Source organism: Streptomyces sp. CA-142005, assembly GCF_050942335.1.
Lineage (GTDB): Bacteria > Actinomycetota > Actinomycetes > Streptomycetales > Streptomycetaceae > Streptomyces.
Window position 1 is genome coordinate 1289237 of record NZ_CP192078.1, and the last position, 18009, is coordinate 1307245.

General features: G+C 73.4%; 19 protein-coding genes and 2 pseudogenes. 12 read left to right on the plus strand and 9 right to left on the minus strand.

Features of this window, described 5'->3' with window-relative positions; all coding sequences use genetic code 11:
- The first annotated feature begins 144 nt into the window (after nt 1-144).
- Nucleotides 145-975, plus strand: a complete 831-nt coding sequence (locus ACQPXS_RS06350) for an aldo/keto reductase (protein WP_433447772.1) — start codon at nt 145-147, stop codon at nt 973-975.
- A gap of 13 nt (nt 976-988) precedes the next feature.
- On the opposite strand, the gene ACQPXS_RS06355 is transcribed toward ACQPXS_RS06350, so the two are convergent.
- On the minus strand, nt 989-1864 hold the full coding sequence (locus ACQPXS_RS06355) for a helix-turn-helix domain-containing protein (protein WP_433447774.1): 876 nt from the start codon (nt 1862-1864) through the stop codon (nt 989-991).
- A 162-nt stretch (nt 1865-2026) separates the two neighbouring features.
- On the opposite strand from ACQPXS_RS06355, the gene ACQPXS_RS06360 reads away from it, so the two are divergent.
- From ACQPXS_RS06360 to ACQPXS_RS06375, 4 genes are all read left to right on the plus strand, one after another.
- The gene (locus ACQPXS_RS06360; RefSeq protein ID WP_433447776.1) at nt 2027-2890 is read left to right on the plus strand and encodes an oxidoreductase; all 864 of its coding nucleotides are present in this window, start codon (nt 2027-2029) and stop codon (nt 2888-2890) included.
- A 57-nt stretch (nt 2891-2947) separates the two neighbouring features.
- A complete protein-coding gene (locus ACQPXS_RS06365) occupies nt 2948-3556 on the plus strand; it encodes a DNA polymerase ligase N-terminal domain-containing protein (protein WP_433447778.1) in 609 nt (202 codons plus the stop codon).
- Nucleotides 3557-3562: 6 nt separating this feature from the next.
- The gene (gene ligD / locus ACQPXS_RS06370; RefSeq protein WP_351801813.1) at nt 3563-4573 is read left to right on the plus strand and encodes a non-homologous end-joining DNA ligase; all 1011 of its coding nucleotides are present in this window, start codon (nt 3563-3565) and stop codon (nt 4571-4573) included.
- A 107-nt stretch (nt 4574-4680) separates the two neighbouring features.
- On the plus strand, nt 4681-5115 hold the full coding sequence (locus tag ACQPXS_RS06375; RefSeq protein WP_351801815.1) for a cupin domain-containing protein: 435 nt from the start codon (nt 4681-4683) through the stop codon (nt 5113-5115).
- A 19-nt stretch (nt 5116-5134) separates the two neighbouring features.
- Here ACQPXS_RS06375 and ACQPXS_RS06380 read toward each other — a convergent pair whose 3' ends face one another.
- The 4 genes from ACQPXS_RS06380 to ACQPXS_RS06395 form a co-directional block, all read right to left on the minus strand.
- Nucleotides 5135-7465, minus strand: coding sequence for a SpoIIE family protein phosphatase (locus tag ACQPXS_RS06380; protein WP_433447781.1), 2331 nt, complete (start codon nt 7463-7465; stop codon nt 5135-5137).
- A gap of 77 nt (nt 7466-7542) precedes the next feature.
- Nucleotides 7543-8010, minus strand: a complete 468-nt coding sequence (locus ACQPXS_RS06385; RefSeq protein ID WP_433447783.1) for a peroxiredoxin — start codon at nt 8008-8010, stop codon at nt 7543-7545.
- Nucleotides 8007-8387: a DoxX family protein gene (locus ACQPXS_RS06390; RefSeq protein WP_433447784.1), complete on the minus strand. Its 381-nt coding sequence runs from the start codon at nt 8385-8387 to the stop codon at nt 8007-8009. The genes ACQPXS_RS06385 and ACQPXS_RS06390 overlap by 4 nt, the downstream gene beginning before the upstream one ends.
- Before the next feature lie 79 nt (nt 8388-8466).
- Nucleotides 8467-8988 carry a MarR family winged helix-turn-helix transcriptional regulator gene (locus tag ACQPXS_RS06395; RefSeq protein WP_433447786.1) on the minus strand — a complete coding sequence of 174 codons (522 nt, stop codon included), beginning with the start codon at nt 8986-8988 and terminating at the stop codon, nt 8467-8469.
- Nucleotides 8989-9175: 187 nt separating this feature from the next.
- On the opposite strand from ACQPXS_RS06395, the gene ACQPXS_RS06400 reads away from it, so the two are divergent.
- The 3 genes from ACQPXS_RS06400 to ACQPXS_RS06410 all read left to right on the plus strand — a co-directional run bounded on the left by ACQPXS_RS06400 (nt 9176) and on the right by ACQPXS_RS06410 (nt 11224).
- Nucleotides 9176-9463, plus strand: coding sequence for a putative quinol monooxygenase (locus ACQPXS_RS06400; protein WP_351801825.1), 288 nt, complete (start codon nt 9176-9178; stop codon nt 9461-9463).
- A gap of 246 nt (nt 9464-9709) precedes the next feature.
- Complete coding sequence (locus ACQPXS_RS06405) at nt 9710-10267, plus strand: hypothetical protein (RefSeq protein ID WP_433447789.1); 558 nt, start codon at nt 9710-9712, stop codon at nt 10265-10267.
- Nucleotides 10268-10453: 186 nt separating this feature from the next.
- Complete coding sequence (locus tag ACQPXS_RS06410; RefSeq protein WP_433447791.1) at nt 10454-11224, plus strand: XRE family transcriptional regulator; 771 nt, start codon at nt 10454-10456, stop codon at nt 11222-11224.
- A 68-nt stretch (nt 11225-11292) separates the two neighbouring features.
- Here ACQPXS_RS06410 and ACQPXS_RS06415 read toward each other — a convergent pair.
- The 3 genes and pseudogenes from ACQPXS_RS06415 to ACQPXS_RS06425 all read right to left on the minus strand — a co-directional run.
- A pseudogene (locus ACQPXS_RS06415) lies at nt 11293-11748 on the minus strand (MFS transporter); the annotation flags it as partial.
- 93 nt (nt 11749-11841) lie between these two features.
- Nucleotides 11842-12409 (minus strand): annotated as a pseudogene (locus ACQPXS_RS06420) (GntR family transcriptional regulator).
- Between the two features lie 99 nt (nt 12410-12508).
- Nucleotides 12509-13366, minus strand: coding sequence for a LysR family transcriptional regulator (locus ACQPXS_RS06425; protein WP_433447793.1), 858 nt, complete (start codon nt 13364-13366; stop codon nt 12509-12511).
- Nucleotides 13367-13434: 68 nt separating this feature from the next.
- On the opposite strand from ACQPXS_RS06425, the gene ACQPXS_RS06430 reads away from it, so the two are divergent.
- The 3 genes from ACQPXS_RS06430 (at nt 13435) to ACQPXS_RS06440 (ending at nt 16603) form a co-directional block, all read left to right on the plus strand.
- Nucleotides 13435-14325, plus strand: coding sequence for an EamA family transporter (locus ACQPXS_RS06430; RefSeq protein ID WP_433447795.1), 891 nt, complete (start codon nt 13435-13437; stop codon nt 14323-14325).
- Nucleotides 14326-14555: 230 nt separating this feature from the next.
- Nucleotides 14556-15314, plus strand: a complete 759-nt coding sequence (locus ACQPXS_RS06435) for an IclR family transcriptional regulator (RefSeq protein WP_433447797.1) — start codon at nt 14556-14558, stop codon at nt 15312-15314.
- Between the two features lie 98 nt (nt 15315-15412).
- A complete protein-coding gene (locus ACQPXS_RS06440; protein ID WP_433447799.1) occupies nt 15413-16603 on the plus strand; it encodes a PP2C family protein-serine/threonine phosphatase in 1191 nt (396 codons plus the stop codon).
- A gap of 19 nt (nt 16604-16622) precedes the next feature.
- Here ACQPXS_RS06440 and ACQPXS_RS06445 read toward each other — a convergent pair whose 3' ends face one another.
- A complete protein-coding gene (locus ACQPXS_RS06445; protein WP_433447802.1) occupies nt 16623-17048 on the minus strand; it encodes an ATP-binding protein in 426 nt (141 codons plus the stop codon).
- 175 nt (nt 17049-17223) lie between these two features.
- Between ACQPXS_RS06445 and ACQPXS_RS06450 the strand changes: the two genes are divergently transcribed.
- Nucleotides 17224-17991: an IclR family transcriptional regulator gene (locus ACQPXS_RS06450; RefSeq protein WP_351801843.1), complete on the plus strand. Its 768-nt coding sequence runs from the start codon at nt 17224-17226 to the stop codon at nt 17989-17991.
- Nucleotides 17992-18009 lie beyond the last annotated feature (18 nt).

Below are 18009 nucleotides of genomic sequence, written 5' to 3' on the forward strand. Positions count from 1 at the left end.
CGGGTCGATGCCGTGAGGAGTTCGGCGACGGCCGCGTCCTCCTTGGCCGGGGCCGTCCGCTGCGCTCTCCCACCCGTGCGGTTGATCACCGCTCGCCCTATCCGTGAGGCTGGGAGGACGACACAGTCGAGGGAAGGTCCCATCGTGAACGGCATTCCGGCGCACACGCTCAACGACGGTACGACGATCCCGGCCATCGGCCTCGGCACCTGGCCACTGGACGATACGGCCGCCGAGCAGGCCGTACGCTCCGCGCTCGACCTGGGCTACCGGCTGGTGGACACCGCGACGAACTACCGCAACGAGACCGGTGTCGGGCGGGCCGTGGCGGGCAGCGGCGTGCCCCGCGAGGAGGTGGTCGTCACCACCAAGCTGCCCGGCCGCCACCACGGCTACGAGGAGACGCTCGCCTCCTTCGAGGAGTCCCGGCGGCGGCTCGGCCTGGAGTACGTGGACCTGTATCTGATCCACTGGCCGAATCCCCGGGTCGGCAAGTACGCCGACTCCTGGAAGGCGATAATCAAGCTGCGCGAGGACGGGCTGGTCCGCTCCATCGGCGTCTCGAACTTCACTCCGGAGCACATCACGCGGCTGGAGAAGGAGACCGGGGTGCTGCCGTCGGTGAACCAGATCGAGCTGCACCCACTGTTCCCGCAGGAGGAGCTGCGCGCCTTCCACGCGGACAAGGGCATCGTCACCGAGAGCTGGAGCCCGCTGGGCCGGGGCACCGCCCTGCTGGACGACCCCAGGGTCGCGGAGGTCGCCGAAGCGCACGGGGTGAGCCCGGCGCAGGTGCTGCTGCGCTGGCACCTCCAGGTCGGCGCGCTGCCCATCCCGAAGTCGGCCGACCCGGGCCGGCAGCGCGCCAACCTGGACGTCTTCGGGTTCGAGCTGGACTCCGACCAGCTCGCGGCCATCGGACACCGCTCCCCGCGCAGGCTCGGCGGCGACCCCGACAGGCACGAGGAGTTCTGAACCGACCGGGCCGCTACTGCTCCTCGATCCGTTCCTGCGCGCCGTCCGGCCGGGCGCGGTGGCCGGGCGGCGCGGCGAGGCTGCCGAGGATGTCCAGCAGTTCGGCGCTGCGGCTGCCGGGCTCGGCATGGAAGACGACCAGGGTGAGTCCGTCGGTGCCGTCCACGGACAGCTTCTCCGACTGCAGGTCGAGGTCGCCGACCTGCGGGTGGGTCAGGTGGCTCACCCGGCCGCGGCGGGGCCGCACCTCGTGCCGGGCCCACAGGGTGCGGAAACGTTCGCTGCCCAGGGACAGCTCGCCGACCAGGTCGCGCAGCCGCGGGTCGTCCGCGTCCGCGCCCGCCTCGGAGCGCAGTACGGCCACGCCCTCCTCGGTGAGGTCCTCCCAGTCCCGGCGCAGTTCGCGCTCGGCCGGGTCGAGGAAGACGGCCCTCAGCAGGTTGACGCCGCGCCGGTAGTTCGGGGTGAGCGCGGTGGCGAGGGCGTTGGCGGCGAGGCAGTCGGTGTAGCGGTTCTGGATGTAGGCGGGGTTGCGCGGCCAGCCGTCGATGAGCTGGAGCAGGCTCGCCGGGACCCGCTGGGTGCGGCGCCCGGAGCGTACGCCGGGGCTGGGCCGGTCCTGGGCGAGGCCGACGAGGTGGGAGGTGGCGTCGGCGTCGAGCCGCAGCACGCCGGCGATGGCCTGGAGGACCTGCACGGAGGGATTGCGGTCACGGCCCTGTTCCAGCCGCAGGTAGTAGTCGGAGCTGATGCCGGCCAGCATCGCGACCTCCTCGCGGCGCAGCCCCGGCACCCGGCGCAGCCCTCCGCCGGGCAGCCCCACGTCCTCGGGCCGCACCAGCGCCCGGCGGGCGCGCAGGAACTCGCCGAGCGCGTTCGTTCGGTCCATGGCCCCACCGTACGGCGGCCAGGCCGACGGTGACTGGCCCTGTCACTCCCAGGATCGACGGGGTACTGCAACGGCGGGCGCGAAGGGGCGCAGAGTGGAGAGCGAGGCCGCCGGCGGGACCGGTGGCCAGGACGTCTTGAGCACCATCTGGAGAGGTACGACATGACTGCACAGCTCGGCGGCACCCTCACCCCGGCCGACGGCCTGACCCTGACCCGCGTCGGCTACGGCGCCATGCAGCTGGCCGGGCCGCACGTCTTCGGTCCGCCGAAGGACCGTGACCGGGCGGTGGCGGTGCTCCGTGCGGTGGTCGAGGCGGGCATCACGCACATCGACACCGCCGACTTCTACGGGCCCGTGGTCGTCAACGAGCTCATCCGGGAGGCGCTGCACCCCTACCCCGAGGAACTGCACATCGTCACCAAGGTCGGTGCCCGCCGGGGGGCCGACGGCAGCTGGATGCTGTCCCGGCACCCGGAGGACCTCAAGGCGCAGGTGTACGACAACCTGCGGAGCCTGGGCGTGGAGTCGCTGGACGTCGTCAATCTGCGGGTGGGCGACGTGGACGCCCCGAACGACGACTCCCTGGCCGAGCAGTTCGGCGCGCTGGCCGAGCTGCGGGAGCGGGGGCTGATCCGGCACCTGGGGCTGAGCACGGTGACCGCGGCGCAGCTGGACGAGGCGCTGGCGATCGCGCCCGTGGTGACCCTGCAGAACCTGTACAACCTGGCCAACCGGCAGGACGACGCCCTGGTGGAGCGCACGGCGGCCGGGAACATCGCCTTCGTGCCGTACTTCCCGCTCGGTGGCTTCAGCCCGCTGCAGTCCGAGACCCTGGCGAAGGTCGCCGCCCGGCTGGGGTCCTCGCCGCAGCAGGTGGCGCTGGCCTGGCTGCTGCGCCGGTCGCCGAACATCGCGCTGATCCCCGGGACCTCCTCGCCCGAGCACCTGCGGGAGAACATCGCCGCCGCGTCCCTGGTGCTGCCGGACGACGCGGTCGCCGAGCTGGACGGCATCGCGGGCTGAACGGCGCGCCGCGGGGTACCCGGGGGCCGTGGGGCGGACGTACGGAAGGAGCCGCAGGTGGCAGCGGAGGACCGGCTGCGGACGTACCGCGGCAAGCGCGACTTCGAGCGGACCCGCGAGCCGTCGGGGCAGGAACCCCGGGCCGGGGGTGCCGAGCCGCATTTCGTGGTGCAGATCCACGACGCGAGCCGGATGCACTTCGACTTCCGGCTCCAGGTCGACGACGTCCTGAAGTCGTGGTCGATCCCGAAGGGCCCGTCCACGGATCCCGGGGACAAGCGGATGGCCGTGCCCACCGAGGACCATCCGCTGGAGTACGAGGAGTTCGAGGGAGTGATCCCGAAGGGCGAGTACGGCGGCGGGACCGTGATCGTCTGGGACAACGGCACGTACGAGCCGCTCAGCCACGACCGCAAGGGGCGCCCGGTGGACTTCGCGGAGTCGCTGGAGCGCGGGCACGCCACCTTCCGGCTGCACGGCAGCAAACTGCGCGGCGAGTACGCCCTGACCCGCTTCCGGGGAGAGCAGGGTGAACAGGAGGCCTGGCTGCTGGTGCGCAAGGGGCCGGCGCGGTCTGCCGGGCACGGCACCCCCGATCCCCGGCGGGCCCGCTCGGTGCGCAGCGGACGCACCCTCGCGCAGGTCGCGGCCGACGGCGAGGAGTGAGGGGCGGTGCCGGGGCTGCTGGAGGCGCTGCCGGCCGAGCGGCGGGAGCTGCTGCGCCCGGCCGGGCCGGGCGCGGAACTCGCGGCGGCCCCGATGCTGGCCACGCTCAGCGACCGGCGCGACTTCGGCGAGGGCTGGCTGTTCGAGCGGAAGCTGGACGGTGTCCGGCTGCTGGCGGTGCGCGAGGACGGCCGGGTACGGCTGCTGTCACGCACGGGTCAGCGGCTGAACGACACCTATCCCGAGATCGTCGAGGCGCTAGAAGCGCAGGAGTGCACCGACTTCACGGTGGACGGCGAGGTCGTCGCGTTCAGCGGCGGCCGTACCGACTTCGCGCGGCTGCAGCGGAGGATGGGGCTGACCCGGCGCCGGGACATCGAGGCGTCCGGGGTCGCGGTGACCTACTACCTCTTCGACCTGCTGCGCCTGGAGGGCGCCGACACCCGGCAACTCCCCTTGCGCGTCCGCAAGTCGCTGCTGCGGCGGGCGCTGTCCTTTCGCGCCCCGCTGCGGCTGACCCCGCATCGCAACGCGGGAGGTGCCGAGTTGCTGGCCGATGCCTGCGGCCGGGGCTGGGAGGGGCTGATCGCCAAGCGGGCCGAGGGACCGTACCGGACGCGCCGGTCCCCGGACTGGCTGAAGCTCAAGTGCGCGCAGGGGCAGGAGTTCGTGGTCGGCGGCTTCACCGAACCGGCGGGCAGCCGCGTCGGGTTGGGGGCGCTGCTGCTCGGCTTCTACGACGGTGACCGGCTGCGGTACGCCGGGAAGGTCGGCACCGGCTTCGACCGGCGCACCCTGCTGGATCTGCGCGGGCGGCTGGACGGGCTGCGCCGGGACGCCTCGCCCTTCAGCGGTGCCGTCCGCGAGGCCCGCGCCCGCTGGGTGCGGCCGGAGCTGGTCGCGCAGATCGCCTTCACCGAGTGGACCCGGGACGGGATGCTGCGGCATCCCCGCTTCCTGGGGCTGCGCGAGGACAAACGGCCACGGGACGTGGTCCGCGAGCGCGCCGCGGCCTGACACCCGCGGTCACGTACGCATACGGATCACCGGGTTCCGCCCCCAACCCGCCTGCGGTGCCCTTATGTTCACGGCGACACCCCGCTCGCCTCCCGAAAGGGTCCCGCATGCGTACCGCCCTCCGTGCCGCCGTCACCGGCGCGCTGACCGTCGCCACCGTTCTGACCTGCGGCACCGCGCAGGCGACCCCGCCGGGGCCGGGTGTGACGGCCCGGATCATCAGTCAGACCACCATCGGCGGCACCGACTACACCCTGCGGGAGATCACCGTCCCGCCCGGTCAGAGCACCGGCTGGCACTACCACGACGGCCCGCTGTACGGCGTGGTGAAGCAGGGCACCCTCAGCCACTTCGACTCCGGCTGCGCCTCGGACGGCGTGTACCGCAGGGGTGCGACGATCCAGGAGCCGGCCGGTGCGGACCATGTCCACATCGGGCGGAACCTCGGCGACACCCCGCTCGTGCTCGATGTGCTGTACGTGCTGCCGCACGGCGCCCCCTTCTCGGAGGACGCGCCGAACCCGGGCTGCCCGTTCCAGTGATCGGTGCCGGGGCGGACGGTCAGGTGAAGGGCAGCGCCTGCTCGGCCCAGATCGTCTTGCCCCGGCCCGTCTGCCGGCTGCCCCAGCGCTGGGTGAGCTGCGCGACCAGCAGCAGTCCGCGGCCGCCCTCGTCGTAGGCGTGCGCCCGGCGCAGGTGCGGTGAGGTGGAACTGGCGTCGGACACCTCGCAGATGAGCGCGCGGTCGCGGATCAGCCGGAGCTGGATGGGCGGTTCGCCGTAGCGGATGGCGTTGGTGACGAGTTCGCTGACGACGAGTTCGGTGACGAAGGCGGCCTCGTCCAGTCCCCAGGCGGCGAGCCGTTCGCCGGCGGCCTGCCGCAGGACGGCGACCTGGGCGGGGTCGGGCGGGACGTCCCAGGTGGCGACCCGGTCGGCGCCGAGGGCGCGGGTGCGCACCAGCAGCAGGGCGACGTCGTCGCCGGGCTGGTCGGGCAGGACGGCCTTGAGGACGTCGTCGCACAGCGTCTCCAGGGAGCCGGTGCGTACGCTGAGGGCCCGGCGCAGCTCCTCGGTGGCTCCGTCGACGTCCCGGTCGCGGTCCTCGACCAGGCCGTCGGTGTAGAGCGCGACGACGGAGCCCTCGGGCAGTTCCAGCTCCGTCGCCTCGAACGGCAGCCCGCCGACGCCGAGGGGCGGTCCGGCGCTCATGGGGATGGTCTGGGCGGTGCCGCCCGGCAGGACGACGGCCGGCGCCGGGTGGCCGGCGGCGGCCAGGCCGAGCCGCCGGGAGACGGGGTCGTACACGGCGTACAGGCAGGTGGCGCCGAGTTCGGCGATCTCCTCGCGGCTGTCCTCGGCGGCGAGGTGGGTGACCAGGTCGTCGAGGTGGGTGAGGAGTTCGTCGGGCGGCAGGTCGACGTCGGCGAGGGTGCGGACGGCCGTCCGCAGCCGGCCCATGGTGGCCGAGGACGTGATGCCGTGGCCGACCACGTCGCCCACGACCAGGCCGACCCGGCCGCCGGAGAGCGGGATGACGTCGAACCAGTCGCCGCCGATGCCGGCCAGCGATCCGCACGGCAGATACCGGTGGGCCACCTCGACCGCCGCCTGCCGGGGCAGGCCGCTCGGGAGCAGGCTGTGCTGCAGGGCGAGGGCGGTGCTGCGTTCGCGGGCGAAGCGGCGGGCGTTGTCGATGCAGACGGCGGCGCGGCTGCCGAGTTCCTCGGCGAAGACGGCGTCGTCGGGGCCGTAGTCCTCGGGGTGGGCCATGCGGACACAGACCGCGACGCCCAGGGTGGTGCCGCGGGCCCGCAGGGGCACCGCGATCAGCGAGTGGGCGCCCTGCCGGTACGCACGGCCTTCGGGTGAGCGCGCGTTGCGCTCGGCCAGCCACTTGACGAACCCGGGCTCGCCGGCCTGGCTGAGCACGGCCCGGCCCTCGCGCAGGGCGCGGGTGGGCGGGGAGTCGGGCGCATAGACGTCGGTCTCGCCGACGGGGACGGCCGCGCCGGGGTCGCCCTCGCGGGTGGAGCCGTGGGCGATGCGGTGCAGGACCACACCGCCGCCGGGGACCATCGGCGGCTCGTCCGCGCCGAGCACCCAGTCGAGCAGGTCGACGCTGGCGAAGTCGGCGTAGTCCGGGACGAGGACGTCGATCAGTTCCTCGGCGGTGCGCACCACGTCCAGGGTGGTGCCGATGCGGGTCGACGCCTCGTTCAGCAGGGCCAGGCGGCGCCGGGCCCAGTACTGCTCGCTGCTGTCGAAGGCCGCCATGGCGACCCCGGTCAGTTCGCCGGAGCCGGCGCGCAGCGGCCACATCTCGATGCTCCAGGGATGTTCCCGGTTCAGTGCGGGGGCGCCGGCCGTGCTCTCGTAGCGGACCGGCCGGCCGGTCTCGACGACTTCCCGGAGGTGGCGCAGGAAGCCCACGTTGTATTCGGCTTCCTCCACGGTGTCGGGGAAGAACCGGCCCGTGAGCGCGGACTCGGGGACGCCCATCACCTTGCAGGCGGTGTCGTTGAGCCGCAGATAGCGCTGCTCCCGGTCGAACACCGACATGGACATGGAGGCCTGCTCGAAGGCCTCGCCGGCCAGGGTGCTCCCGGACGGGCAGGCGGTGACGACGAATGCGGTGGGCTCGCCGTCGGCTCCGGTGACGGGGCAGGCGGTGAGGGCCACGTCGACGCGGTGGCCGTCACGGTGGCGCAGCGCGACGGTGCCGGCCCGCGCGGCGAGCGTGTCGTCCGGGAGGTCCCCGGCGAGCAGCCCGGCCGCGGGCCGGCCCACGACGTCCTCGGCCGGGTGGCCCGTGAGCCGCCGCGCGCCCTCGCTCCACCCGGTCACCGTACCCAGGGCGTCGATGATCGCCACGGCGGCGCCATGCTTCATATGCCCAAGGATGTTCCGATTGGTCCGGCACATCAAGCGCGCGGATGTTCCCGTGCGCCCCGCGGGGCGGGCGCCGTTCAGCCCTGGTGGGCGCGCAGGGCGGCGAGAGCCCGGTCGGCGTGGGTGTTCATGCGCAGTTCGCTGCGGACGATCTCCAGCACCGTACGGTCCTCGGCGATCACGAAGGTGACGCGTTTGGTGGGGGCGAGGGAGAAGCCGCGCTTGACGCCGAACCACTCGCGGACCGTGCCGTCGACGTCGGAGAGCAGCGGCATGCCGAGGCCGTGCCGTCCGGTGAACTCCTGCTGCTTGTCGACGGTGTCGCCGCTGATGCCGACGGGCCGGGCGCCGACGGCGGCGAACTCGGCTGCCAGGTCGCGGAAGTGGCAGGCCTCGGCGGTGCAGCCGGGGGTGAGGGCGGCCGGGTAGAAGAAGAGGACCACCGGCCCGTCGGCCAGCAGTTCGGTGAGCCGGCGGGTGGTGCCGGTCTCGTCGGGCAGGGCGAAGTCCTCGGCCTTGTCCCCGACCTCGATGCGTTCCGTCATGACCGTCCCTTCCCGTTCCGGGCGACTCCCCGGGCCCACAGCACCAGCGGCAGCTGCAGCGGCAGCCGCGCGAGGGCGGCCGTGCGCAGCGGCGCGGGCCGGTGCCGCCAGTCCACGGCCATCTGCACGTTCGCCGGGAACACCCCGGCCAAGAAGGCCGCGGCCGCCTTCGCGGCGACCGCGCGTGTCCGGGGTACGGCAATCCCGGCCGCCAGGGCGAGCTCCACGGCGCCGCTGCCGTACGTCCATGCCCGGGGCGAGCCCGGCAGCGCGCGCGGTACGAGCGCGTCGAAGGGGCGTGGTGTGGCGAAGTGGGCGACCCCGGCCGTGGCCGGCAGGCCGGCGAGCAGCAGGGGTGAGCGTTCGGACCGGGGCACGGTTCCTCCTTGATGGCCTGCCGCCGGATATTACTGGACGGTAGGCGCGGGGGTGGGCCGTTGCCCAGGATGTCGGAGGTCACTCCGTGACGGTGTCGTCCGCCTCCCGGCCGGAGTCCTCGTCGGTCGTGTACGCGAGGAAGTCGTCCACCATGCGGTGGAACAGGGTGGCCATCTGCCGCAGGTCCTCGGGCCGCCAGTCGGCGAGGGCGAGCTGCATGCCCCGGGCCCCGGCCTCGCGGACCCGCTCGACGGTTTCGCGGCCGGCGTCGGTCAGCCGGATCCGCTGGGCGCGCCGGTCGACGGGGTCGGGGACGCGCGTGACGTATCCGGCCTTCTGCAGTTGCTGCACGGTCCGCGTCACATGGGAGGCCTCCACGCCCAGGCGCTGTGCCAGCTCCCCCGGGCGCAGCGGTTCGGAGTCGGCGATCTGCCGCAGCAGGGCCACCGCGGCCCGGTCCAGCGGCACCCCGGCCAGCGCCATCAGCCGCTCGTGCTGCCGGGCCCGGCTGCCGAGGTAGGTGATGCGCGTCAGGGCGCGCTCTATCTCGGTGACCTCGGGGGACGCGACGGGCAGGTCGGACAGCGATTCCGTGGGCATACCCGTCAGTTCAGCAGCTCGTTGCGTAAGTCAAGTAATTTCCAGCCCGGCTCCCGGTCCTCCCCGACGGCCGGCCGTCCGCGGACATGGTCGCCTCGCGTACGGCCGCGTGTCGTACGGACCGCGCCACGGCAGGAGCGTGCTGGAATCGGCGAGTCCACCCGCCTTTGAAACCCGGAGGAATGCCATGGCCTTCGCCGTCGTCGCCCAGTACCAGTGCGCCCCCGCCGACGCCGACACCGTGCGTGACGCGCTGCGGAAGATGCGCGAACTGGTCCCGTCGGAGCCCGCGAACCTCGCCTACGAGGCACACGAGGTCGTCGACCGGCCGGGGGCGTTCGTGCTGTACGAGCGCTACACCGACCGCGCCGGCTTCGAGGCGCACAAGGAGACGGACCACTTCGCGGAGCTGATCCGGGGAACGGTGTTCCCGCTGCTGAAGGAGCGGACCATCACCTTCGCCGAGACGCTCTGACGGCCCCGGACGCCCAGGGCGCGCCCCCCGGGACACGTCACCCGGACGTGCGCGGACACGGCCGGGGACGGCGGGACGCCTCCGCGCCGCGGACCGGGCGGGCTGGCCCTCGCCGCGGGCGCCCGTCCCGCGGGACGTCCCGGCCGTCCCCGGGGACGCCGGAACGGCATTCCGGCGACTCGTCACGGAAACCCTGGCTGTCGTGATCACTGCTCGTGGTCACGAGAACGACAGCCGGAGGCTTCCATGATCCGACGGACCCTCAAAAGCGGAATCCTGGCCACGGTGGCGGTGCTCGCGTTCCTGCCCACGGCGGCCGGTGCCACCACGGCGAGCGCCGCCGCACCGCGCCCGGTCCCCCGGGCCACCACCCAGCACCACGCCCACCTCGCCCAGCACCGCACCGGCCGAGTGCACCGGATGCGCCGCCTCACGGCCCGGCGAGAGGCGTACCGCTCCATGCCACGGACGGTGGCCTACCGTCTCGCCGCGCACGCCGCCCCGTACCGCCTCGTCGCGCACCGCCCGCAGTACCGGCTCGCGGCACAGCCGTCGACGTACCGTCATGTCCTGCTGGTCACCGGCCGCGTCGTCACCCGCCACGCCCCGCTCAACGTCCGCTCCGGCCCGGGCACCGGCTACCGGATCATCGGCCATCGCAGCACGGGCCGCCACCTGATGCTCGTCTGCAGGACGCGCGGCTCCGCGGTGTACGGCGACCGCACCTGGTACCGGCTGCGGCACCACGCGGGCTATGTCTCGGCCCACTACGTGCGCACCCATCGCCCGCTCCCCTGGTGCTGACGGCACGTCACCGCACCACCACCTGCCGCCGAAGGCCCGTTCGACGACCCCCGAACGGGCCTTCGGTACGCACACACCTCACCTTGCTCATACCTCACCGCGTGTTCCAGTCGCCGTCCACACGGGAAGCCATTCCGACAACAGGGGCGAAACCGCCCATAGCGGAACGGGAGTCGAGGACGCACGATGCGGCACCCCCAAGCGCCGACCACGCCGGACGAGGCACTGGTGGTGCGACTGCGCGAGCTGAAGGACCGTACGGGGCTGAGCCTGGCGGCGCTGGCCGCGCGCACCCCGTACAGCAAGTCCGCGTGGCACCGCTATCTGTCCGGCGGCACACCGCCGCCGAGGCCTGCCGTGGAGGCACTCTGCCGGATCGCCGGCGTCGATCCCGAGGCCGTGCCTGCGCTGTGGGACGCGGCCGGCATCACCCAGCCCGCCGTCGTGCCGGAGCAGCGCGGTCGACAGCGGTGGTTCGGGTGGCTCCCGTCGTGGCTTGCGCTGTCCGTGTTCGCGCTGTTCGGCACGGTGACGGCGGTGGCCGTCGCCGTCGCCTTCTCCGGGCGGTCGGCTACCGCGCCCGCCGCGCAGACCCTGCCGGGGGTGCACCGCTGTCACGGCCGCTCCTGTCAGGGCGAGTTGCCCGACGCCTCGGTGTGTGCCCGGGACGCGCGGACCACGAGCACGGTCACCGGTCCCGCCTACACCGTCCGGCTGCGCTGGTCACCGGCCTGCGGGGCCGCCTGGTCCGAGGTGTGGCCGCGGTCGCCCAGGGCCCGTGAGGTGTCGGTGCGCGCGGGTCAGGAGGTGATGTCGGCCGGGTATCCGGCGGACGATCCCACCGGGGTCAGCAGCCCGATGCTCTCGGTGTCCTCGCCGCGAGGCGTGGAGGCGTGTGGGGAGGTGGCCGGGGAACTGGCCTGCACGGGCCTGGACGTGGAGCCCGCGCAGGGGTGACACCGTGAAACCCGTACGGCGCCGTCCCCCCGGAGCGAGGTGCGCGCCGTGCGCGGGGCGGGTCCGGGTCAGCCGGCGGTGACGAGCCGCCGCCCGGTGCCGCTGTGCTCGGGGCGCCGCGAGGAGCGCGGGGCGGCGATGCCGAGGAACACCATGGACGACACGCCGGCGAGGGCGAAGGCGGTGAAGCCCCAGTCGCCGTCGCCCGCGGCGAGCAACTGGCCGCCCAGCCACGGACCGAAGACGGCACCGAAGCGACCCATGCCCGAGGTCCAGCCGACGGCGGTGGCGCGGTTGTCCGGGGTGGAGCGGATGGATACCGTCGCGCAGATCATCGTCTGGGCGCTGTTGAGGAACACGCCGGTGAGGAAGACGACCAGGAAGGTCAGGCCGAGCGGCATGCGCACGCTGAGCAGGAAGACACCGGCGGCGGTGAGCGCGAACCAGATCGCGGAGATGCGCGGGGCGCCGAACCGGTCGGAGGCGCGGCCGGCGATGAGCATGCCGACGATGCCGGCGGAGTTCTCCCTTGCCGGGCCCGGCGCGCCGCAGACATGCGTGTCTGCGGGGCCCGCGCCTCGGTGGACAGGTGCGCGCCCGGCCCGCGTCCCGCGCGCTCAGTCCTGGAGCGCCTCGATCACGCCGGCGAGGTGGGCGCGGGCGGCCGCTTCGGCCGCCTGGGGATTCCTGGCCCTGATCGCCTCGATCATCGCCAGGTGCTCGCTCAGGGATTGCTGCGGACGCCCGGGCCGGAGCGCCAGCTGGAAGCGGTGGCGGACCAGTTGGGCGTTCAGCCGCTCCAGCAGCTCGACCGCGGTCTGCTGTCCGGAGATGACCCGGATCCGGTCGTGGAGCTGGTGGTTGAGGTCGGAGTACGTCACCGGCTCGCCGTCGGCGACGGCCTTCTCCATCGCCGCGCCGAGGTCGGCCAGCTCGGTCAGCTGCCCGTCACTGGCCGCGACGGCGGCCTTGGCCGCACACAGTCCCTAAGGACCATGCGGCACTCCGTGATGGCGACCGCTTCCTCCACGGTCACCACCCGCACCCGCGAACCGCGGTTGCGGATTCTCTCGACCAGTCCCTGCGCCTCGAGATCGATCAACGCCGCGGGATGCTGGCCCGCGTCACACCGAACCGCTCGGCGAGTTCGTTCTCCACGGTGGTCGGACGGGCTTCCTTCGGCATCGTGCCCTCCGTGAGTGAGTGCTTGTCGAACCTAAATCCAGCCAGACAACATTGTGAACAATTTTGTTCGCGCTTCTTGGTGCGGTCGCCCCGGTCCCCTCAACTCTCGCGGTACAGCTCGCTGAGCAGTTCGAGGACCGCCTGGAGGGCCGGGTGCGGGTCGTCGCGCCACCAGGCGAGCCGTACGGCGACGGGTTCGGCGTCCCGGACCGGCCGGTAGACGACGCCGGGTCGCGGGTACTGGTTGGCGGTCGACTCCGCAGTGACGCCGATGCCGCGTCCGGCGGCGATGACGGTGAGCCAGTCGTCGACGTCGTGCGTCTCCTCGACGGCGGGGCGGGAGTCCGGCGGCCACAGCTCGGGGGTGGTGGTGCCGGTGCGCCGGTCCACCCAGAGGGTGCGGCCGGTGAGTTCGGCGAGCCGTACGGACCGGCGGCGGGCCAGCGGATCGTCGGCGGCCAGCGCGCACAGGCGCCGCTCCAGGCCCACGATGGCGGTGTCGAACCGCCGGTCCCGCAGCGGCCGGCGCACCACCGCGAGGTCGCAGGCGCCTTCGGCGAGACCGGCGGACGCCGTGTTGACGCGGACGAGATGCAGATCGATCCCGGGGTGGGCGGCACTCCAGCGCCGCTGGAAGGCGACGGTGTGGCGGCCGACGCCCGACCATGCGTAGCCGATCCGCAGCCGGGTGTGCCCCGAGGTGGCCTCCTTGACGAGGGTGGCGACGTCCGCCAGCACCCGCCGGGCCTGTGCCACCACCCGCAGCCCGGTCGCCGTCGGGGTCACCTCACGCGAGGTTCGCCGCAACAGCCGTACGCCCAGGGCTCGTTCGAGCCCGGCCAGGGTGCGGGAGACGGCCGCCTGGGACACCCCGAGGGCGATCGCCGCGTCGGTGAAGGTGCCCTCGTCGACGATGGCGACGAGGCAGCGCAGCTGCCGGAGCTCGACTTCATCCATACGCTCAGCGTATAGATGGCGAGCCGCATGCATTTTGCGCAAGCACCGGACGGGCGGACGCTCCTCCCATGCGACGAGCTCTCGGAAACCCCGCCGCGACGGCGCCACCCGTGGTCCACACCCCCGCGCCGGGGCGGACGGCCGGCGTGGCGGCCATGTTCGGCAGCGGCCTGTCGAACCAGACCGGCGCGGCGATCGGCGCGCTGGCCTTCCCGGTCCTCGGTCCGCTCGGCGTGGTGGCGGTGCGCCAGTACGTCGCCGCGCTGGTGCTGGTGGCCGTCGGCCGGCCGCGCCTGCGCGACTTCACCCGGCGGCAGTGGTGGCCGGTGCTGCTGCTCGCCGGGGTCTTCGGCACCATGAACCTGACCCTGTACAGCGCGATCGACCGGATCGGCCTGGGGCTGGCGGTGACCCTGGAGTTCCTGGGCCCGCTCGGCATCGCGCTGGCCGCCTCGCGCCGCCGGCTGGACGCAGCGTGCGCGGCACTGGCCGGGACCGGCGTCGTGGTGCTCATGCGCCCTCAGCCGTCCACCGACTACCTGGGCATGGGCCTGGGGCTGGTGGCCGCCTGCTGCTGGGCCTCGTACATCCTGCTCAACCGGATCGTCGGGCGGCGCATCCCGGGCGCCCAGGGGTCGGCCGCGGCCGCGTGCGTGTCGGCGCTGACCTTCCTGCCGATCGGCATCGTCGTCGCCATACGGCACCCGCCGACGGCCGGGGCCCTGCTGTGCGCGATGGCGGCGGGTGTGCTGTCGTCCGCCGTGCCGTACCTCGCCGATCTGCTCACGCTGCGCAAGGTACCGGCCCAGACCTTCGGCCTCTTCATGAGCGTCAATCCGGTGCTGGCCGCGGTGGTCGGCTGGGTGGTGCTGGGACAGAGTCTGGGCGTGCCGGAGTGGGCGGGGATCGCAGCGGTGGTGGCCGCGAACACGGTGAGCATCGCGAGCACGCACCGCTGAGGACGACCGCAGGTGGGCGGCGCGATCACGGCCCGCTGGGCGCGGCGCGAGGGCCCGTCGGCGGGTCCGTTGCGCCCGTCGGCCCGGTTCGGCGGGCTGCTCATGCGGCTGTGGGAGGTGCGGCACGGACCACAGCCGTCGCCGGAGGGCGCGGGCGCGTCGCTCGCCAGGCGGGCGGCGAGGCCGGCCTTGCCTTGCCCGAGTCAGTCGTCCAGGCGCAGGCTGGTCCCATGGGTGCTCAGGACGGCCCCACCCTCATCACGTCCGTGCAGCGGGCCTTCCGGCTGCTGGAGGCGGTGAGCGCGCACGAGAACGGCGCGCCGGCGAAACAGCTGGCACGCGAGACGGGGCTGCCGCTGGCCACCGCCTACCACCTGCTGCGCACCCTCGTGCACGACGGATACGTGCGAAAGCTGGACGACGGCGGCTTCATCCTGGGCGACAGGCTGAACTCCCTGCACACAGCGGGCCGCACGCAGACGCTGCTCAGCCGCGTGCGCCCGACGCTGGCCGCCCTGCGGGACGAGCTGTCCAGCGCCGCCTACCTCACGTTCTACGAGGAGGGCGAGATCAGGGTGGCCGAGATCGTGGACAGCCCCCGTATGCCCCGGGTGGATCTCTGGGTGGGATTCGAGGACGCCGGACACGCCACCGCGCTGGGCAAGTCCGTGCTGCGCGAGCTGGACGAGGACGCCCGCAAGGACTACCTGTCCAGGCACCAGCTCGCCGAACTCACACCGCGCACGATCACCAGTCTTCCGGAGCTGCTCCGCAGGATCGAGGCGCCCCCCTTGGCACCGGCCGTCACGGACCTGGAGGAGTACGCGCTCGGCACCGTGTGCGTCGCCGTTCCCGTCTACCGCGGGAGCACGCCCGGATCGCTCGGCGTCTCCCTGCCGGCGGACCGGCAGGCCCGGCTCCCGGAGATCCGGGCACGGCTCCTGCCGATCGCGAGCCGGGTGACCAGGAGCCTCTCACTCACTATCTGAAATTCCCCTCCTTGTGGCCGCCTCGCCCAGCCCGGTTTTCTTGACGAAACGGACATTCCGGGTGTGTGCCCCGTACGGACGAGGACTGCTGACCAACCATGAGCCAGACCGGACACCATGACGGCGACCGTGCGCCGATACGGCTGTTCAGGAACCGAGTGGCCGGCGCCCGGGGAGCGGTCCGCCGACGCGCGGCCGGGCAGCCGGCCGCCGGGCCGCACCTGCTTCCGGTGCTGCCCGTGCTGGTCGTCGCCGTCGTCGCGCTCGTCGGCGCCGCCCTGGGCGGCGGGGCGATCTGGCTGCCGCTGCTGGCGACCGGACCCGCGCTGGCGGCCGCCACCAACGAGCCGCGCGGTGTGCTGTGGGTCGGTCCCTTCGCCATGGCGACGGGCGCGGCGCTGGGCATCGGGTACGGGGTGCCCGCCGGCGAACTCGCGGCCGTGCTCTCCGCCCTGCTGGCCGTCACCGGGGCGAGCGGCCTGGCCGGCGCGCTGCGCGGTCGTCGTGAACGGGTCCTCGCGGCCGTCCGCTCGGTCGCCGAGGCCGCCCAGCACGCCCTGCTCCAGCCGGTCCCGGACACCGTCGGCCCGTTCCAGGTGGCCGTCCGCTACAGCGCCGCGGCGGCGGAGGCGCGCATCGGCGGGGACCTCTACGCCCTGGTGGCCACGCCCCACGGGATCAGGCTGATCGTCGGCGACGTGCGCGGCAAGGGGCTGCCCGCCGTGGGAACCGCCGCCCTCGTGCTCGGGGTGTTCCGCGAGGCTGCCCATGACGAGCCCGACCTGCTCGCCGTCGTCGCGAGGATCGAACGGAGCCTGGCACGCAACCTCGGTCCGGACGACTTCGTGACCGCCGTGGTCGCCGGATACCCCCGGTCGGGAGACCTGGAGATCGTCAACTGCGGACATGCTCCGCCGCTGCTGGTGTCCGCCTCCGGCGAGGTCGGGGCGGTGGAGTCCGATCATCCCGCTCCGCCCCTCGGGCTGCGGGCCCTCTCGGGCCAGGTTCCCCGCCTGCAGCGGCTGCCCTTCGCGGTGGGAGACCAGCTACTGCTCTACACCGACGGGGTCACGGAGGCCCGGGACCACGCGCGTGCCTTCTATCCGCTGGCCGAAGGGGTGGCCCGCCATGTGTGCGACGAGCCGGCGCGCACCCTGACCGCGCTCCACGACGAACTGCTGGCCCATGTGGGCGGCCGGCTGCACGACGACGCCGCCCTGCTCCTGCTCAAGAAGACGACCGAGGACGAGCCGGCGTACGTGCCGGCATGGTGCGAGGCCGCGCTGTAGGTCGTCCGCTCCAGGCCGGCTAGGGCGCGACGAGTTCGGCCCACCGGGTGACTCCGCCGAGGTGGGTGCGTATGCCATGGCGGGTGGCCAGGGCGTGGACGATCGCCTCGCCCCTGCCGTGCTCGTCCGGGTCGATCCCGTCGAGTGCCCCGCCCGCCGCGAGGGCGGGTCCCGCGTCGCTGACCTCGATGCGCAGGGTGCGGCCGCCGTCGCCCTGCACCCACGACAGCCGCAGCACGGCCGGGGGCCGGGCGTGCACGATCGCGTTGGTGACGAGCTCCGACACCATGAGCAGCGCGTCGTCGACGAGGCGCGGACACACGCTCCAGTCCGCGAGGACCGCCGCCGCACGGCGGCGTACGGCCGAGACGGCGCCGGCGGCGGGCGGCACCGGACACACGTGTTCGCATGCCGCCTGAAGCAGCGTCTTGAGCTGTGCCGCCATGTTCTCTCCCGGTGGTGTACGACCGGTCCAGCGCCGCCATTTCGGCGTGTTCCGGGCTGGCAAGCACGTTATGGAGACAAATCGGGCCGGTCAATGAATGGGGGTCGCCATTACCGAACGCCCCCGCTCCCTCGCCCCACGGGCACGGCGTCCGCGCGGGTAATAGGCTCGGTTCATGGCCGGCCCAGTCCAGTCCATCGAACGGGCGGCGGCGATTCTGCGTCTGCTCGCCGGCGGTCCCCGCCGGCTCGGCCTCGGCGAGGTGGCGGCCTCGCTCGGGCTGGCGAAGGGCACCGCCCACGGCATTCTGCGCACGCTCCAGCACGTGGACTTCGTGGAGCAGGACGCGGCGACCGGGAAGTACCAGCTCGGAGCCGCCCTGCTGCACCTCGGCACCAGCTACCTCGACGTCAACGAGCTGCGCTCACGCTCGCTCAACTGGGCCGACGCCCTGGCCGCCCGCAGTGGGGAGGCGGTACGCCTGGGGACGCCGCTGGAGGGCAGCGTCCTCGTCGTCCACCACGTGTTCCGGCCGGACGACACCTTCCAGACCCTGGACGTGGGCGCGCTGCTGCCCCTGCACGCCTCCTCGCTCGGCAAGGTACTGCTGGCGTACGGGACCGCGAGTGTCGAGCCGGGCCAAGGGCCGGGGCTGGAGGCGTACACCCGGCACACCCTGGTCGATCCCCAGCAGCTGGCCCGGGCGCTCGCGGAGGTGAGGGAGGTCGGGTGGGCGGCGGAGACACAGGAAATGACCATGGGGGAGGCGGGACTCGCCGCGCCGATCCGCGGGCACGGCGGCCTCGTCGTCGGCGCCATCGGGCTGTCCGGGCCGGTCGAGCGGATCTGCGACAGCCAGGGCCACCCCCGCCCGAGTCTGATCACGCTGATCCGGGAAGCCGCACGGGCGATCTCCAGGGACCTGGGAGCCGCCCGCTGGTAGGACAGCCGCCCATCGATC

Coding starts and splice junctions, on each gene's coding strand:
- ACQPXS_RS06450 (WP_351801843.1), top strand. CDS start 17,224: ATGGCCGGCCCAGTCCAGTCCATCGAACGGGCGGCGGCGATTCTGCGT.
- ACQPXS_RS06430 (WP_433447795.1), top strand. CDS start 13,435: ATGCGACGAGCTCTCGGAAACCCCGCCGCGACGGCGCCACCCGTGGTC.
- ACQPXS_RS06435 (WP_433447797.1), top strand. CDS start 14,556: ATGGGTGCTCAGGACGGCCCCACCCTCATCACGTCCGTGCAGCGGGCC.
- ACQPXS_RS06425 (WP_433447793.1), bottom strand. CDS start 13,366: ATGGATGAAGTCGAGCTCCGGCAGCTGCGCTGCCTCGTCGCCATCGTC.
- ACQPXS_RS06375 (WP_351801815.1), top strand. CDS start 4,681: ATGCGTACCGCCCTCCGTGCCGCCGTCACCGGCGCGCTGACCGTCGCC.
- ACQPXS_RS06380 (WP_433447781.1), bottom strand. CDS start 7,465: ATGAAGCATGGCGCCGCCGTGGCGATCATCGACGCCCTGGGTACGGTG.
- ACQPXS_RS06400 (WP_351801825.1), top strand. CDS start 9,176: ATGGCCTTCGCCGTCGTCGCCCAGTACCAGTGCGCCCCCGCCGACGCC.
- ACQPXS_RS06410 (WP_433447791.1), top strand. CDS start 10,454: ATGCGGCACCCCCAAGCGCCGACCACGCCGGACGAGGCACTGGTGGTG.
- ACQPXS_RS06360 (WP_433447776.1), top strand. CDS start 2,027: ATGACTGCACAGCTCGGCGGCACCCTCACCCCGGCCGACGGCCTGACC.
- ACQPXS_RS06445 (WP_433447802.1), bottom strand. CDS start 17,048: ATGGCGGCACAGCTCAAGACGCTGCTTCAGGCGGCATGCGAACACGTG.
- ACQPXS_RS06385 (WP_433447783.1), bottom strand. CDS start 8,010: ATGACGGAACGCATCGAGGTCGGGGACAAGGCCGAGGACTTCGCCCTG.
- ACQPXS_RS06355 (WP_433447774.1), bottom strand. CDS start 1,864: ATGGACCGAACGAACGCGCTCGGCGAGTTCCTGCGCGCCCGCCGGGCG.
- ACQPXS_RS06440 (WP_433447799.1), top strand. CDS start 15,413: ATGAGCCAGACCGGACACCATGACGGCGACCGTGCGCCGATACGGCTG.
- ACQPXS_RS06405 (WP_433447789.1), top strand. CDS start 9,710: ATGATCCGACGGACCCTCAAAAGCGGAATCCTGGCCACGGTGGCGGTG.
- ACQPXS_RS06395 (WP_433447786.1), bottom strand. CDS start 8,988: ATGCCCACGGAATCGCTGTCCGACCTGCCCGTCGCGTCCCCCGAGGTC.